The sequence below is a fragment of the Pseudomonas tructae genome (genome assembly GCF_004214895.1).
Lineage (GTDB): Bacteria > Pseudomonadota > Gammaproteobacteria > Pseudomonadales > Pseudomonadaceae > Aquipseudomonas > Aquipseudomonas tructae.
Genome location: NZ_CP035952.1, coordinates 1,895,743 through 1,911,589, shown reverse-complemented (window position 1 = coordinate 1,911,589; position 15,847 = coordinate 1,895,743). Strand labels below are relative to the sequence as shown.

The 15,847-nt window shown below is 62.4% G+C and carries 18 protein-coding genes; 9 read left to right on the top strand and 9 right to left on the bottom strand.

Features of this window, described 5'->3' with window-relative positions; all coding sequences use genetic code 11:
- The first annotated feature begins 41 nt into the window (after positions 1-41).
- Both EXN22_RS26480 and EXN22_RS08825 read left to right on the top strand, forming a co-directional pair.
- Entirely contained in the window at positions 42-170 is a 129-nt protein-coding gene (locus EXN22_RS26480) for a hypothetical protein (protein ID WP_267903245.1), read from the top strand.
- A 100-nt stretch (positions 171-270) separates the two neighbouring features.
- Positions 271-1,470: an MFS transporter gene (locus tag EXN22_RS08825; RefSeq protein WP_130263699.1), complete on the top strand. Its 1,200-nt coding sequence runs from the start codon at positions 271-273 to the stop codon at positions 1,468-1,470.
- Here EXN22_RS08825 and arfB read toward each other — a convergent pair.
- The 7 genes from arfB to EXN22_RS08790 all read right to left on the bottom strand — a co-directional run bounded on the left by arfB (position 1,464) and on the right by EXN22_RS08790 (position 8,420).
- Positions 1,464-1,877 carry an alternative ribosome rescue aminoacyl-tRNA hydrolase ArfB gene (gene arfB, locus EXN22_RS08820; RefSeq protein ID WP_130263698.1) on the bottom strand — a complete coding sequence of 138 codons (414 nt, stop codon included), beginning with the start codon at positions 1,875-1,877 and terminating at the stop codon, positions 1,464-1,466. The genes EXN22_RS08825 and arfB overlap by 7 nt on opposite strands.
- 86 nt (positions 1,878-1,963) lie before the next feature.
- Positions 1,964-3,382, bottom strand: coding sequence for an amino acid permease (locus tag EXN22_RS08815; RefSeq protein ID WP_130263697.1), 1,419 nt, complete (start codon positions 3,380-3,382; stop codon positions 1,964-1,966).
- A gap of 632 nt (positions 3,383-4,014) precedes the next feature.
- Positions 4,015-5,142: a 23S rRNA pseudouridine(2605) synthase RluB gene (rluB, locus tag EXN22_RS08810; RefSeq protein WP_130263696.1), complete on the bottom strand. Its 1,128-nt coding sequence runs from the start codon at positions 5,140-5,142 to the stop codon at positions 4,015-4,017.
- Positions 5,143-5,291: 149 nt separating this feature from the next.
- A complete protein-coding gene (gene scpB, locus EXN22_RS08805) occupies positions 5,292-6,071 on the bottom strand; it encodes an SMC-Scp complex subunit ScpB (protein WP_130263695.1) in 780 nt (259 codons plus the stop codon).
- A 15-nt stretch (positions 6,072-6,086) separates the two neighbouring features.
- Complete coding sequence (locus EXN22_RS08800) at positions 6,087-6,785, bottom strand: segregation and condensation protein A (RefSeq protein ID WP_165392275.1); 699 nt, start codon at positions 6,783-6,785, stop codon at positions 6,087-6,089.
- A 128-nt stretch (positions 6,786-6,913) separates the two neighbouring features.
- Entirely contained in the window at positions 6,914-7,543 is a 630-nt protein-coding gene (locus EXN22_RS08795; RefSeq protein WP_130263694.1) for an L-threonylcarbamoyladenylate synthase, read from the bottom strand.
- Between the two features lie 13 nt (positions 7,544-7,556).
- The gene (locus EXN22_RS08790) at positions 7,557-8,420 is read right to left on the bottom strand and encodes a PHP domain-containing protein (protein WP_130263693.1); all 864 of its coding nucleotides are present in this window, start codon (positions 8,418-8,420) and stop codon (positions 7,557-7,559) included.
- Positions 8,421-8,486: 66 nt separating this feature from the next.
- Here EXN22_RS08790 and EXN22_RS08785 point away from each other — a divergent pair, with 66 nt between their 5' ends.
- The 6 genes from EXN22_RS08785 (at position 8,487) to EXN22_RS08760 (ending at position 12,541) form a co-directional block, all read left to right on the top strand.
- On the top strand, positions 8,487-9,095 hold the full coding sequence (locus EXN22_RS08785) for a septation protein A (RefSeq protein ID WP_218567661.1): 609 nt from the start codon (positions 8,487-8,489) through the stop codon (positions 9,093-9,095).
- Position 9,096: 1 nt separating this feature from the next.
- On the top strand, positions 9,097-9,396 hold the full coding sequence (locus EXN22_RS08780; protein WP_130263691.1) for a YciI family protein: 300 nt from the start codon (positions 9,097-9,099) through the stop codon (positions 9,394-9,396).
- A 121-nt stretch (positions 9,397-9,517) separates the two neighbouring features.
- Positions 9,518-9,922, top strand: a complete 405-nt coding sequence (locus EXN22_RS08775) for a translation initiation factor 2 (protein WP_130263690.1) — start codon at positions 9,518-9,520, stop codon at positions 9,920-9,922.
- A 7-nt stretch (positions 9,923-9,929) separates the two neighbouring features.
- Positions 9,930-10,607 (top strand): response regulator transcription factor, encoded by a 678-nt coding sequence (locus EXN22_RS08770; RefSeq protein WP_130263689.1) that lies wholly within the window; start codon positions 9,930-9,932, stop codon positions 10,605-10,607.
- Positions 10,608-10,726: 119 nt separating this feature from the next.
- Complete coding sequence (locus EXN22_RS08765) at positions 10,727-11,143, top strand: Spy/CpxP family protein refolding chaperone (protein WP_130263688.1); 417 nt, start codon at positions 10,727-10,729, stop codon at positions 11,141-11,143.
- Positions 11,144-11,206: 63 nt separating this feature from the next.
- A complete protein-coding gene (locus tag EXN22_RS08760; RefSeq protein ID WP_407691947.1) occupies positions 11,207-12,541 on the top strand; it encodes a sensor histidine kinase in 1,335 nt (444 codons plus the stop codon).
- A 65-nt stretch (positions 12,542-12,606) separates the two neighbouring features.
- Here the strand turns inward: EXN22_RS08760 and EXN22_RS08755 are convergent, their stop codons facing one another.
- The gene (locus EXN22_RS08755) at positions 12,607-13,161 is read right to left on the bottom strand and encodes a nitroreductase family protein (protein WP_130263686.1); all 555 of its coding nucleotides are present in this window, start codon (positions 13,159-13,161) and stop codon (positions 12,607-12,609) included.
- A gap of 100 nt (positions 13,162-13,261) precedes the next feature.
- Between EXN22_RS08755 and EXN22_RS08750 the strand changes: the two genes are divergently transcribed.
- On the top strand, positions 13,262-14,716 hold the full coding sequence (locus EXN22_RS08750) for a TrkH family potassium uptake protein (protein ID WP_130263685.1): 1,455 nt from the start codon (positions 13,262-13,264) through the stop codon (positions 14,714-14,716).
- Here EXN22_RS08750 and EXN22_RS08745 read toward each other — a convergent pair.
- A complete protein-coding gene (locus EXN22_RS08745) occupies positions 14,673-15,752 on the bottom strand; it encodes an AraC family transcriptional regulator (protein ID WP_130263684.1) in 1,080 nt (359 codons plus the stop codon). The two genes, EXN22_RS08750 and EXN22_RS08745, sit on opposite strands and share 44 nt — an antisense overlap.
- Positions 15,753-15,847: the final 95 nt, after the last annotated feature.

The following is a 15,847-nucleotide window of genomic DNA, read 5'->3' as shown; positions in this document are numbered from 1 at the left end:
CCATGCGCAGCCTTTCCACACAACTTGCGAGGAACGACGAGATGCATGAAATCCCGAATCTTCCCTTCCCAAGCCTGAACCCAGAAGAGCAGACTTCTGCCACTCACAGCGCCGAACCAGCCCAGGCTGACCACGACGGCGACGAAATCTCCAGCGCCGACCAGGAATAATCGCGCAACGATCAGACTGTGTGAAAACGGCTGATGCAGGGACCACCCCGTCAACACGTTTTCACACCGTCAAGAACTCCCCCTCTACGAAAGCCCGCATATGCCTGACTCACCGCGCCCCCTTGCGGTCACCCAGCAAATCGTTTCCATCGTCCTGTTTACCTTCATTGGCTACCTGAACATCGGCATTCCTTTGGCCGTGCTGCCCGGTTTTGTGCATAACGACCTTGGCTTCGGTGTCGTGCTCGCAGGCTTGGTGATCAGCGTGCAGTATTTGGCCACCCTGCTCAGCCGACCCTATGCCAGCCGCATCATCGACAACCTCGGCAGCAAGCGTGCGGTAATCTACGGCCTCGCCGGCTGCGGTTTGAGCGGTGTATTCATGCTGCTGGCAGCCTGGTGGCAGCACGCTCCCTGGCTCAGCCTGATCAGCTTACTGATCGGCCGCTTGGTGCTAGGCAGCGCCGAAAGCCTGGTCGGTTCCGGCTCGATCGGCTGGGGCATCGGCCGAGTGGGTGCGCAACATACCGCCAAGGTGATTTCCTGGAACGGCATCGCCAGTTATGGCGCACTGGCCATCGGCGCCCCCTTGGGCGTGGAGCTGGTGCAGCGGTTCGGCTTGTGGAGCATGGGCGCCTGTATTGTGCTGTTGTGCCTGCTCGGCCTGGCCCTCGCGTGGCCGAAAACCGCTGCCCCCGTTGTGAGCGGCGAACGCCTGCCCTTCCTGCATGTGCTCGGTCGTGTGTTCGGCCATGGCGCAGGGCTGGCCCTGGGTTCGATCGGTTTTGGCACCATCGCCACCTTCATCACCCTGTACTACGCCAGCCATAGCTGGAACAACGCCGCGCTATGCCTGAGCCTGTTCGGCGCCTGTTTCATTGGTGCGCGACTGCTGTTCGGCAACCTGATCAATCGCATCGGCGGGTACCGGGTAGCCATCGCCTGCCTGGCGGTGGAAACCCTCGGCCTGCTCCTGCTCTGGCAGGCACCGAGCGCCGAGCTGGCCCTGGCCGGTGCGGCGCTGAGTGGCTTCGGGTTTTCCCTGGTGTTTCCGGCACTGGGAGTCGAGGCAGTCAACCTGGTGTCAGCCTCCAACCGCGGCGCCGCGGTGGGCGCTTACTCTCTGTTCATCGATCTGTCGCTGGGTATCACCGGGCCGCTGGCAGGGGCGATTGCCGCCGGCTTCGGTTTTGCTTCGATCTTTGTATTCGCCGCCGGCGCTTCATGCTGCGGCCTGCTCCTGAGCCTGTACCTGTATCGCCAGGCCCGCCTGCATCCACCACGGCACTTGCCTCAGTAATCGATTTTGCCACGCCCGGCCTTGACCGCCCCACGCTTGCTCTTGGTGTCCAGGCGCCGGGTTTTCGAACCCAGGGTCGGGCGAGTCGGGCGCCGCGCCTTCTCGACCTTGGTCGCGGCAAGAATCAGCTCGCGCAACCGCTCCAGGGCATCAGCGCGATTCTGCTCCTGAGTCCGGTATTGCTGGGCTTTGATGATGATCACCCCGTCACGGGTGATACGCGCATCGCGCAAGGCCAGCAGCCGTTCCTTGTAGAACGCAGGCAAGGACGAGGCCTGCGAATCGAAGCGCAGGTGCATGGCACTGGAGACCTTATTGACATTCTGCCCGCCAGCACCCTGGGCGCGGATGGCGGTCAGCTCGATTTCATGGTCGGGAATCTGTACGGAACTGGAAATGATCAGCATGGGCCACAAGCCTGTTAAGGCGCTGAGGATAACGCAAAAACAAAAAGCCCGGCACATGGCCGGGCTTGAACAACAAGGGTTACGCCTTACTTGGCCACAGTCGTAGCACCGTCTACAGGGCGAGGGCCACGCTTGGTCTTGAGCGCATAGCAGCCCCACATCACCACCAGCCACACCGGCATGGCATAGACCGATACCTGAATGCCCGGGATCTGCAGCATGATGCCCAGGATCAGCACCACGAATGCCAGGCAGATGTAGTTGCCATAGGGGTACCACAATGCCTTGAACAGCGCGGTCTGGCCGGTCTTGTTCAGGTGCTGGCGGAACTTCAGGTGCGAGTAGCTGATCATCGCCCAGTTGATCACCAGGGTAGCGACCACCAGCGACATCAGCAGCTCCAGGGCGTGCTGCGGCATGAAGTAGTTGAGCAACACCGCCACCAGGGTGACCGCCGCCGAGGCCAGGATCGAACGCACCGGTACACCGCGCTTGTCGATCTTCGCCAGGCTAGCCGGTGCATCACCCTGTTCGGCCATACCCAGGAGCATGCGGGCGTTGCAGTAGGTACCGCTGTTGTACACCGACAGCGCCGCGGTCAGTACCACGAAGTTGAGGATGTGCGCGGCAACGTCGCTACCGAGCAGCGAGAACACCTGGACGAACGGGCTCGCACCATAGGTGCCACCGGCCGAATCCAGGCTGGTGACCAGACTGTCCCACGGGGTCAGCGACAGCAGTACCACCAAGGCGCCGATGTAGAAAATCAGGATGCGGTAGATGACCTGATTGATCGCCTTGGGGATCACGGTCTTCGGCTTGTCGGCTTCAGCGGCAGTGAAACCGAGCATTTCCAGGCCACCAAAGGAGAACATGATGATCGCCAGAGCCATCACCAGGCCACTGACGCCATTGGGGAAGAAACCACCGTGTTCCCACAGGTTGCTCACCGAGGCTTGCGGGCCGCCGCTGCCACTGACCAGCATCCAGCTGCCCAGGGCGATCATGCCGACGATGGCCAGGACCTTGATGATCGCGAACCAGAACTCAGCCTCGCCAAACACTTTGACGTTGGCCAGGTTGATTGCGTTGATCAGGATGAAGAAGGCTGCCGCCGAAGCCCAGGTCGGGATCTCCGGCCACCAGTAATGCACGTACTTGCCCACTGCAGTGAGTTCCGACATGCCGACCAGGATGTACAGCATCCAGCAGTTCCAGCCCGACAGGAAGCCGGCGAAACCGCCCCAGTATTTGTGTGCAAAGTGACTGAAAGAGCCGGCTACCGGCTCTTCGACGATCATCTCGCCGAGCTGGCGCATGATCATGAAGGCAATGAAGCCACAGATCGCGTAGCCCAGAATCATCGACGGGCCCGCCGACTTCATCACCCCGGCCGAACCCAGGAACAGCCCGGTACCAATTGCGCCGCCCAGGGCGATCAACTGGATGTGGCGATTTTTCAGACCGCGTTTCAGCTCGCCTGAATGTGTGTTTTGTCCACTCATGAACGAAGTCACCTGCTTTGTTTTTATCTGTGACGGAATCGGACCCACCGCGCTCGTGGCGCAGCGGAATTAACAAGGTGGTTACCTTGAGGTTCTTGGACGTAGTGGCGGTGATCGCGGGCAAGGCCCTCGACGCATCAACCGGGCGTCAGCAAGAGTGCGAGGTACGCATTGGGGTCACAGTTAAAACGCGGCGCATTGTATACCCCTACAGACGCGCAGGGGTCAACACGTTGCGTGACTGTCTGACGACAAAACGCACCGGTCCTGAGGAAGGTTTCTAGCCTGGGGGGGTAATTGGCGTTCATGGCGCCTCCATTTGTTCTTATTGAATGCCTAGCTCTCCGGCCCGGCTTTGCACGCAGCAATGGCGCCTATGACACCGCTCCCGGGCCTGGCGGACAAGCCGCTTGGGGGCAGCTTGAGCGCTCTGCTCCGAGCTTTACGGCAATTTTTTTTTACAGTGAAAAAAAACTTCAGGAAGGACCCGTCAATTGGCTCACACTTGTAACGATTTATTTACGGAGCGGTTCAAATACTTTCCACTGTGTACGGAAGTATTTGTATGACAAGGAAATTTTGGCAAAAAAAAGCCAACCCGAAGGTTGGCTTCTTCTTGACCCTTTGCCGCTTTACGGGCGCGGCTTGTTGCGCGTGCTGCCAGGGCGCTTGGGCGCTGGCTTGCCTCGCTTGTTCATATCGCTCGGACGCTCGGCAACGGTGCTTTTGCCACGACCACTGTCCTTGCGTGGTGCTTCACCACGTGGCTGGCGAGCTGGACGCTCATCGCCGCGCGGCTGACGGGCTGGACGCTCGCCCTCAGTACGCGGCTGGCGTGCAGGACGCTCACCAGTAGCGGCATCCTGCGCCGGGCGCAGGGTGCGCACGCGCTCGCCACGACCCAGAGGACGGGTGGATTTGCGCTGCAGGCGCTCGAGCTTGTCCTTGCTCTTGTGGTTCAGCGTCGGCATGGCCACTGGCGTCAGGCCCACTTCGGCAGCAAGAATGTCGACTTCCTGCTGGCTCATTTCGCGCCAGCGGCCCATCGGCAGGTCGGAGTTGAGGAACACCGGACCGAAACGCACGCGCTTGAGGCGGCTGACCACCAGGCCCTGGGACTCCCAAAGGCGGCGCACTTCACGGTTACGGCCTTCCATCACCACGCAGTGGTACCAATGGTTGAAGCCTTCACCGCCAGGGGCTTCCTGGATGTCGGTGAAACGCGCCGGGCCGTCTTCGAGGACGACACCGGCCTTGAGGCGGGCAATCATGTCTTCGTCGACTTCACCACGCACACGTACGGCGTACTCACGGTCCATTTCATAGGACGGGTGCATCAGGCGGTTGGCCAGCTCACCGTCGGTGGTGAACATCAGCAGGCCAGTGGTGTTGATGTCCAGGCGGCCGATGTTGATCCAGCGGCCTTCTTTGGGCCGTGGCAGACGGTCGAACACGGTCGGACGGCCTTCCGGGTCGTCACGGGTGCAGATCTCGCCGTCGGGCTTGTTGTACATGATCACCCGGCGCACGGTTTCAGCGGCTTCTTCACGCTTGATCACGCGGCCGTCGACCGAAATCGCATCGTGCAGGTCGACGCGCTGGCCAAGGGTGGCATTGACGCCATTGACCTTGATCCGGCCCTGGCCGATCCAGGCCTCGACGTCACGGCGCGAACCCACGCCGATACGCGCGAGAACCTTTTGCAGTTTCTCGCCTGATGGCGGCAATGGCTGGGCTTCTTGCAGGTCTTTTTCACTCATGCTGGGCACCTCCCGGTGTAGTTGGAACAATCTGGTATGGCGAACAAGCGCCAAAAAGGGTCGCAAATATTACGCTGATCGCGGCGCGAACGCACCTCAGATTAGCCGAAATCGCAAAATTTGCCGGTCAATCCGCCCAAAGGCCGGGGTTACTGAGGGGGCGACTGTGGCTCGATTGCCAACGGCTCGTCGTCGAGGTCGACCTGTGTTTCGTCGACCAGGTCGTCGAAATCGGTCTTGAGCCCTTCCTCCATGGCATCCAGCTCGGTGAGCAAGCTGCGGAAGCTGGTTTCTTCCTGAGGCGCCTGTGGCTCGGCGCTGGCATCGGCCAAGGCCTGCAAGTGCGCCGGTACCGGTGCGTCGTCCAGTTCCAGCACAGGTTCGGGCTCAGGCTCCATCTCACGCAGCTCGGCCAGGGGCGGCAACTCGTCGAGGTTTTTCAGGTTGAAATGATCGAGAAAGGCCTTGGTGGTGGCGAACATTGCTGGCTTGCCCGGCACTTCGCGGTAGCCGACGATGCGAATCCACTCGCGTTCGAGCAGGGTCTTGATGATGTTGGTGTTGACCGCCACACCGCGCACGTCTTCGATTTCACCGCGGGTGATGGGCTGGCGATAGGCAATCAGCGCCATGGTCTCGAGCAACGCCCTGGAATAGCGCTGCGGGCGCTCTTCCCACAAGCGGCCCACCCAGGGCGCGTAGTCCTCGCGAATCTGCAGGCGGTACCCCGAGGCCACTTCCTTGAGTTCGAAGGCACGGCCGTTACAGGATTTGCGCAACACTTCCAGGGCCTTTTTGAACACTGCAGGTTCCGGACGCTCGGCCTCCTCGAACAGCTCGTACAGGCGCTCGAGGGATTGCGGTTTACCCGAGGCAAGCAAAAATGCCTCCAGCAGGGGCGCCAGGTCGCGCGGTTCATTCAGGTTCATGGGCTGGCTCAGTTGTCACTCGGCGCGGGCGCGGACATGGATCGGGGCAAAAGGCTCATTTTGCACCAATTCGATCAAGGATTCCTTGACCAGTTCGAGAATCGCCATGAAGGTCACCACCACACCGAGCTTGCCTTCCTCGGCCGTGAACAGTTCGACGAAGGGTACGAAACCGCCGCCCTTGAGGCGCTCGAGCACATCACTCATGCGCTCCCGGGTCGACAACGCTTCGCGACTGACCTGATGGCTTTCGAACAGGTCGCCGCGGCGCAGCACTTCGGCCATCGACACCAACAGCTCCTCCAGGCTGACCTCCGGCAGCAACTTGCGCACCTTGGCCTGCGGGGCGTCCAGGCGCGGCACAAGCACCTCGCGGCCAACCCGGCTGAGGCCATCGATGCCTTCGGCGGCAGCCTTGAAGCGCTCATACTCCTGCAGGCGGCGGATCAGCTCGGCGCGCGGATCAGCTTCCTCTTCCTCGATTTCGACGGAACGCGGCAGCAGCATCCGTGACTTGATCTCGGCCAGCATTGCCGCCATCACCAGATATTCGGCAGCCAGTTCCAGGCGCACGGTTTTCATCAGCTCGACATAGCCCATGTACTGGCGGGTAATTTCCGCCACCGGGATGTCGAGAATGTCGACGTTCTGCTTGCGAATCAGGTACAGCAGCAGGTCCAGCGGCCCCTCAAAGGCCTCTAGAAACACTTCCAGAGCATCCGGCGGAATGTACAAGTCCACCGGCATCTGGGTCATGGCTTCGCCGTACACCAGCACCAGCGGTAGCTCCTGCTGGGCGCCTGCTTGCGGGTCGATGAGCGGTTCGGGGGCGCTGGCCTGGCTCACGCTTTGGCCATGAACAGATCAGGATCGCCACAGCCCACACGGATCACTTCCGGCTCGTCGCCGGCCAGGCTGATCACGGTCGAGGCCTTGAAGTCGCCAAAGCCACCATCGATGATCAGGTCGACCTGGTGCTCCAGGGCCTGGCGGATCTCGTAGGGGTCTGTCATCGGCTCGTCGTCGCCAGGCATGATCAGGCTGACGCTCATCAGCGGCTCGCCCAACTCCTCCAGCAAGGCCAGGACGATCGGGTTGGACGGTACGCGCAGGCCGATGGTGCGGCGCTTTTCGTGCAGCAGCAGGCGTGGCACTTCGCGGGTGGCATTGAGGATGAAGGTGTACGGCCCCGGCACATGGGCCTTGAGCAGGCGGAAGGTGGCGGTGTCGATCTTGGCGAACAGGCCCATCTGCGACAGGTCGCAGCAGATCAGGGTGAAGTTGTGGTTCTTGTCCAGCTGACGCAGGCGCCGTACCCGCTCAACGGCGTTCTTGTCGCCGATCTGGCAACCCATGGCGTAGGAGGAGTCTGTGGGGTAGACCACCACACCGCCCTTGCGAATGATCTCGACGGCCTGTTTGATCAGGCGCGGTTGCGGGTTTTCCGCATGAATCTGGAAAAACTGACTCACGTTCTCTTCCTGTTCAGACTGCCGCGATAGGCTGCTCATGCTTGAATCGGCGCCACAACGGTGGCAGGTCCTCTGGCAACGGCCGGTATACACCGATCTCGCCCCAGTTGCCCGGCCCATGAAAATCACTGCCGGCACTGGCCAGCAGACCGAATTCACGGGTCAGGATCGACAGCGTGCCTACCTGCTCAGCCGGCATCATGCCGTTGACCACTTCCAGCGCCTGCCCGCCTGCTTGAATATAGTCGGCAATCAGCCGGCGGCGCTTGCTGCGGGTTAAATCGTAGTGCATCGGATGCGCAAGGCTGACCCAGGCATCGGACTGGCGCAGGGTCTGCACAGTCTCTTCCAGCGTCGGCCAGTGCAGCTTCACATCGCCCAGCTTGCCGGCCCCCAGCCATTTGCGGAAAGCTTCGGCACGGTCTTTTACATAGCCTGCGCGCACCAGGTACTCGGCAAAATGCGGCCGCGCCGGGGCATTGCCGCTGTCGCCCAGTTCCTGCTGGATGGCCCGGGCACCCTCGAGCGCACCCGGCATGCCCTTGAGCGCCAACCGTCGGTCGATTTCTTCCGCGCGCAGCCAGCGGCCGCGGTGCAACGACTCAACGGCAGCCTGCAAGGGCGCGGCGTCGAGCGGGAAGTTGTAACCCAACACGTGGATAGTCGCGCCCCCCCAGGTGCACGACAGCTCGATGCCGCTGACCCACTGCATCGCCAGGGCCTGAGTGGCGGCGCGGGCCTCAAGCTGGCCCTCGAGGGTGTCATGGTCAGTCAGCGAGAGCATCCGCACGCCATGCTCATGGGCCCGGGCAACCAACACCGTCGGCGACAAGGCGCCATCGGAGGCGGTACTGTGGCAGTGCAGATCAACATTCATAGGTGGCGCTTTCGCTGTCATTGATGTTTGTTATTATGCCGTCACATCCTGCTTCTGGCTGCCACTGTGAAACAATTCATCGATTTCATCCCGCTGCTCCTGTTCTTCATCGTCTACAAGCTTGAACCACGCGCCGTCGAATTCGCCGGGCAGAGTTTCGAGCTGGGTGGCATCTACAGCGCCACGGCGATGCTGATCATCAGCTCGCTGGTAGTCTACGGCGCCCTGTTCATCCGCCAGCGCAAGCTGGAGAAAGGCCAGTGGCTGACTCTGGTCGCCTGCCTGGTGTTCGGTGGCCTGACCCTGGCCTTCCACAGTGAAACCTTCCTCAAGTGGAAGGCTCCGGTGGTCAACTGGCTGTTCGCCCTGGCGTTCACCGGCAGCCACTTCATCGGTGACCGGGTACTGATCAAACGCATCATGGGTCACGCCCTGAGCCTGCCGGAACCGGTCTGGACGCGCCTGAACATCGCCTGGATCGGCTTTTTCCTGTTCTGCGGCGCAGCCAACCTGTTCGTCGCCTTCACCTTCCAGGACTTCTGGGTCGACTTCAAGGTGTTCGGCAGCCTGGGCATGACCGTGCTGTTCCTGGTGGCCCAGGGTGTCTACCTGTCCCGTCACCTGCATGACAGCGACCCGAGCACCCCGCCTTCCACCCCCAAGCACGAGGAATGACATGCTCTACGCCATCATTGCCACCGACGTAGCCGATTCGCTGGAAAAACGCCTGGCCGCGCGCCCGGCGCATATCGAACGCCTGCAACTGCTCAAGGAACAAGGCCGGGTCGTACTGGCCGGCCCGCACCCGGCGATCGACAGCAATGACCCGGGCACCGCTGGCTTTACCGGTAGCCTGATCGTCGCCGAGTTTGATTCGCTCAACGCCGCCCAGGCGTGGGCCGATGCCGACCCGTACATTGCCGCGGGTGTCTACGCCCACGTCATCGTCAAGCCGTTCAAGCAAGTCCTGCCGTAACCCAGGACGGCGGCGCGCCACTTGGCCCGTCGCCGTGCGCAGCTTTCTCTTCGCGACTGCTCATTATTCTCGTCTGCTGGCCGACAACCTCCTGAACCATCCAATGGAATCAGGAGTTCCGATGCGTCGAGGTCCGTTGTCCCTGCTGCTATGCCTGTTGCTGCTGACCCCACTCGCCCAGGCTGAAGAGCCTGCCGCTGCCAGCACGCCGTTGTCGCTGAGCGCTGGCAGTCAGATCACCGAGCTGCAGCAGCGCCTGAAGGAAAGCGAGCGTCTGCGCGAAACCCTCAGCCAGCAACTGCACAACGCCGACAGCGAACGCGAAAGTGCCCAGCTCACCCGCCTGCGCCAGGAAAACCAGCGCCTGAAGCTGGCCCTCAAGGAACTGCAGGCCGGCGCCGCACCCAAACTCATCACCGATCAGCAACAATGGTTCCTGATTGGTGGCGCAGTTGCCCTGTTTGCGGCACTCTGCGGTATCTTTGCCAGTGGCGGACACAGAAAGCGTCGGCAATGGTTGAATTGAGTGAGTCATGAGCGAGCTGTTACTGATTGATGATGACCAGGAACTCTGCGAGCTGCTCGGCAGCTGGCTGACCCAGGAAGGGTTCGTGGTACGTGCCTGCCACGACGGCCTCAGCGCCCGTAAGGCGCTGGCCGAACAAGCACCGGCCGCCGTAGTGCTGGACGTGATGCTGCCCGACGGCAGCGGCCTGGAGCTGCTCAAGCAGTTGCGCAGCGAGCACACCGAACTGCCGGTACTGATGCTCTCGGCACGCGGCGAGCCGCTGGACCGGATCCTGGGCCTGGAGCTGGGTGCCGATGATTACCTGGCCAAACCCTGTGATCCGCGCGAGCTCACCGCCCGCCTGCGCGCCGTGCTGCGCCGCAGCCACCCCAATGCGACACCCAGCCAGGTGGAAATCGGCGACTTGTGCTTCAGCCCTGCCCGCGGCGTGGTCAGCATCGACGAACAGGAACTGACCCTGACCCTCTCCGAAAGCCGCATCCTCGAAGCCCTGCTGCGCCAGCCCGGCGAGCCGCTGGACAAACAGGAACTGGCGCAGATCGCCCTGGGCCGCAAATTGACCCTGTATGACCGCAGCCTGGACATGCACGTCAGCAACCTGCGCAAGAAGATCGGCCCACATGCCGATGGCCGCCCGCGCATCGTTGCCCTGCGCAGCCGCGGTTACTACTACAGCCTGTAATGTCAGCACGGCGCGCCGGTATCTTTACCCAAGCTTTACCCTTGCCTGACCGCCGCTGACCTTGATCTCCCTAGACTGGGCATATCCGGTAACGACCGGCCTCAGAAAGGAGAGTCACCATGCGCAAGACCCTTATCGCCCTGATGTTCGCTGCCGCCCTGCCTACCGTCGCCATGGCCATGCCAGATGCCGGCGGCCCGCGCCACGGTGAGCACCACCGCGGTGGAGCGCCTTTCGCCCAGCTGGACCTGAGCCACGAACAGCGCCAGCAAATCGGCAAACTGATGGGCGAGCAGATGAAAAGCCGCCAGGAAATCACCCAGCGCTACCTGGAAAAACTCCCGGCTGCTGAGCAGAAAGCCCTGAAAGACGAGCTCAAAGCCAAGAAAGACAAGACCCAGGCCGAGATTCGCGCCTTGCTCAAACCTGAACAGCAGAAGCAGTTCGACGAGATGAAAAAGAAGCAGGATGAACGCCGCGCCGAATGGGCCGAGTTCAAAGCCTGGAAAGCTGAAAAAGCCAACAAGGCCCAGTAAGCTGTCAGCCACCCGCCCGGCCTGCCCCAGCAGACCGGGCTTTTTCCGTTAGAGGTGCACCTTTTGCGTTCATTGTTCTGGCGCATCCTGGCCAGTTTCTGGCTGGCCATTGCCCTGGTTGCCGGCTTGTCGATCCTGCTCGGGCACATGCTGAACCAGGACGCCTGGATTCTCAGCCGTCATCCGGGCCTCAATACCCTGGCCAAGAACTGGACCCAGCGCTATGAGCAGCAAGGGCCAGAGAACGCCCAGCACTACCTTGAGCATCGCAAGCGCCGCTACAACATCGACGTGCAGGTGCTCAACGACAGTGGCGATGCGGTCGTCCCCGGTACCTTCCCGCGCCGCGCCGCCGCCTTCGAAGCGCGCCGGCACAATGATGAGCGGCATTTGCCGTGGCGGCGCCTGACCGAGGAATACACCAGCCCCGACAGTGGCGAGACCTACCTGCTGATTTACCGCATCCCGCACCCGGAACTGGACGCCTGGCACCGCGACAGCCTGCTCTGGCCGCTCAGTGCATTGGGGATTGCCCTGGTGGTGCTGACCCTGTTCAGCCTGCTCGTCACCCTGTCGATCACCCGCCCCTTGAGCCGCCTGCGCAGCGCCGTGCATGACCTGGGACAGACCACTTACCAGCAGAACAGCCTGGCGCGCCTGGCCAACCGTCGTGACGAATTCGGCGTGCTGGCCAACGATTTCAACCGCATGGGCGCGCGCCTGCAGAGCATGATCGGCAGCCAGCGGCAGCTGCTGCGCGACGTGTCCCACGAACTGCGCTCGCCCCTGGCCCGCCTGCGCATCGCCCTGGCCCTGGCCGAGCGGGCCGAAGCCGAGCAGCGCCAGGCTCTGTGGCCGCGCCTGACCCGCGAGTGCGACCGCCTGGAAGCGCTGATCAGCGAGATTCTGGTACTGGCCCGGGTCGACGCCGAACAAACGCGGGCGGAGCCGGTGGACCTCGATGCCCTGCTGGCGTCAGTGCAAAAAGATGCACAACTGGCTGCGCCGGAGCAGCAGATCCAGCTGCAGCATGAAACCGGGCTTCACCTGCAAGGCTGGCCAACCCTGCTGGAGCGCGCACTGGATAACCTGTTGCGCAATGCCGTGCGTTTCAATCCGGCCGGCCAGCCGATTGAACTCACCGGGGTGCGCGATAACGACACAATTGTGCTGAGCGTACGTGACCACGGGCCGGGAGTGGCCGCAGAGCACCAGGCGCAGTTGGGCGAACCGTTCTACCGTGCGCCCGGACAGAGTGCTGCAGGGCATGGCCTGGGGCTGGCGATTGCGCGCAAGGCGGCAGAGCGCCATGGCGGCAGCCTAAGCCTGGGCAATCATCCCCAAGGTGGGTTTGTGGCCCGGCTGGAGTTGCCACTGGCGAAGCCTGACGCCCTATAGCTTCGCGGGGCAAGCCCGCTCCCACAATGTGGGCTTGCCCCGCGATAAGGCCCTAAAGCCCTCTGCTACTCCCAGGCACTGACAAAATCAGCAGTGTCCAGCACGGGCGCCGTACGCGGTTCATTCTGTGGGGTCCCCAGGTACAGGAAGGCAATGATCTCTTCGTTGTCCGCCAGCCCCAGCCCCTTGACCACATGCTTGCTGTACGAAAGCTCACCGGTGCGCCATACCGCGCCGATCCCCTGGGCATGGGCCGCCAGCAAAATGCCATGGGCGGCACAGCCGGCCGCCAGGCGCTGCTCGGACGCCGGCACCTTGAAGTGATCCTGCAGGCGCGCCACCACAACCACCAGCAACGGTGCGCGCAAGGGCATGGCCCGGGCCTTGTCCAGCGCCGCCTCAGAGGCCTCGCCGTTGAGCTTCACCGCTTCGGCGAGCAGTTCGCCAAGCTTTTCCCGCGCCTGGCCTTCGACCGTCAAAAAGCGCCAGGGCCGCAGTTGGCCGTGGTCCGGCGCACGCAGGGCAGCCTGAAACAGCGCCTCGCGTTGTGCGGCATTGGGTGCCGGATCCAGCAGACGTGGAACCGAAACACGGTGGAGCAATGCGTCGAGAGCCTCCATTGGCTACCCCTTATGGATAAATGTCGGGCTATTCTAGCGTTTACTTAAAAAGGTCCATAGGTAGAATGGCGCCCTTCCGTTTCGAGTCAGAGCAGATCACATGGCGTTGCCGACCTTAAGGATCATTGGTTTCATCATCGGCATCTTCCTGATCACCCTGGCGATCAGCATGGTCGTGCCCATGGCCACGCTGGTGATCTTCGAGCGCACCGGCGATCTGCCGTCGTTCCTCTGGGCCAGCATGATTACCTTTGTCGCCGGCCTTGCCCTGGTCATCCCGGGCCGCCCCGAGCACGTGCACCTGCGCCCGCGGGACATGTACCTGCTGACGGTCAGCAGCTGGCTGGTGGTGTGCATCTTCGCCGCCCTGCCGTTTCTGCTGACCCAGCACATCAGCTACACCGACGCCTTTTTCGAAAGCATGTCCGGCATCACCGCTACCGGTGCCACGGTGCTCAGCGGCCTGGACAGCATGTCGCCGGGGATCCTGATGTGGCGCTCGCTGCTGCACTGGCTGGGCGGCATCGGCTTTATCGCCATGGCCGTAGCGATCCTGCCGCTGCTGCGCATCGGTGGCATGCGCCTGTTCCAGACCGAGTCCTCGGACCGCTCGGAGAAGGTCATGCCGCGCTCGCACATGGTCGCCAAGTCCATCGTGCTGGTGTACATCGGCATCACCACCCTCGGCTCCCTGGCGTTCTGGCTGGCCGGGATGAACCCCTTCGATGCGATCAACCATGCCATGTCGGCGATTTCCACCGGCGGTTTCTCCACCTCCGACCAGTCCCTGGCCAAGTGGGACATACCGGCGGTGCACTGGGTCGCGGTGGTGGTGATGATCCTCGGCAGCTTGCCATTCGCCCTGTATGTGGCAACCATTCGCGGCAACCGCAAGGCGCTGATCAAGGACCAGCAGGTGCAGGGGCTGTTGGCCATGCTGCTGGCCACCTGGCTGGTGCTCGGCACCTGGTACTGGGCCACCACCAACCTGCACTGGCTCGATGCCCTGCGTCATGTGGCCCTGAACGTGACCTCGGTGGTCACCACCACCGGCTTTGCCCTGGGCGACTACAGCCTGTGGGGCAACTTCTCGCTGATGCTGTTCTTCTATCTGGGCTTCGTGGGCGGGTGCTCGGGGTCGACCGCAGGGGGCATCAAGATTTTCCGCTTCCAGGTCGCCTATATCCTGCTCAAGGCCAACCTGAACCAGTTGATCCACCCACGGGCGGTGATCAAGCAAAAATACAACGGTCACCGGCTGGACGAAGAGATCGTGCGCTCGATCCTGACGTTTTCGTTCTTCTTCGCCATCACCATCTGCGTCATTGCCCTGGCCCTGTCGCTGCTGGGCGTAGACTGGATGACCGCCCTGACCGGCGCCGCCAGCACCGTGTCGGGGGTCGGCCCGGGATTGGGCGAAACCATCGGCCCGGCCGGCAACTTCGCCACCCTGCCGGATGCGGCAAAGTGGATCCTGGCCTTCGGCATGCTCCTCGGCCGCCTGGAAATCATCACGGTACTGGTGCTGTGCATGCCTGCGTTCTGGCGTCACTGACCGGCTCATGTTCTCCCGGGGCCGCTGCGGCCCCGCTCAAGCGTGCCCGATACTCGCCCGGGGTAACGTCGAACCAGCGGCGAAAGGCCCTGAAGAAGTTGCTCGGATCGGCAAAACCAAGCAGGTAGGCCGCTTCGAGCAAGGTCATGTTGGCCTGCGCCAGGTACTGCTCGGCGAGTTCGCGACGGGTGTCATCGAGCAAAGTCTGAAAGCTCGTCCCCTCCTCTTGCAGGCGTCGCTGCAAGGTACGCTGGGACAGGTGCAAGGCCTGGGCGATGGTTTCGCGCTTGGGCTCGCCCTGGGGCAGTACCCGGCACAATACCTGGCGCGCACGGTGGGTGACCCGGCTTTCCGAGAAACGCGCCAGGTATTCACCGGCAAACCGATCATGCAGGGTGGCCATGGCCTCGTTGGCGGTCGGCAGCGGCGCCTCCATGTCGGCGCGCTCGAGCACCAGCGCATCATAGGGGGCACTGAACACCAGCGGGGCATGAAAAGCCGTCTTGTACGGCGTCAGGTCCTTGGGTTGCGGCCCCTGGACCAGCACCCGGCGTGGCTGGATCACCCGTCCGCTGAGCCAGCTGCACAGCGACAGCGCGCAGGCCAGCGAGGCCTCGGCACTGTGCCGGGTCGGTGGCAGGTGATCGCCATGCACGGTAAGAATCAGTGCATAGCCGTCCGGCTCAAGGCGGAAACTCAAGTCGGAGCTTTCGGCGATGATTCGCTGATAACGCACCAGCCGCTCGAAACCCTCAGCCAGGGTGCGGCTCGACATCAGCGCATAGCCGACCACATGAAAGGATGCAGGGCGAACCACCCGCGCCATGTTCAAGCCGATCGCCTGGTTGCCGGACAGCTCGACGGCCAACAGCCACAGGCGAGTCATGGAGTCCTGGGTAAACCGGGCATCGGGGTCATCGAGCGCGGCGAAATCAAGGCCAAGCTGCTTGAACATGGCACGGCAATCGAGGCCTTCAAGCTCGAGTGCCTTGACGATCCCTGATGCCCAGCTTGCTGAAGTGGTTCTTTCGCTCATGGCTGGCTTCTTTTTTTTAGCGACAAGTCGCTGCGGCGGCGATCTCAAAGGATACTCAATTGGCGCCTATTGTCACTGCCCTGTAGTGTTACTCA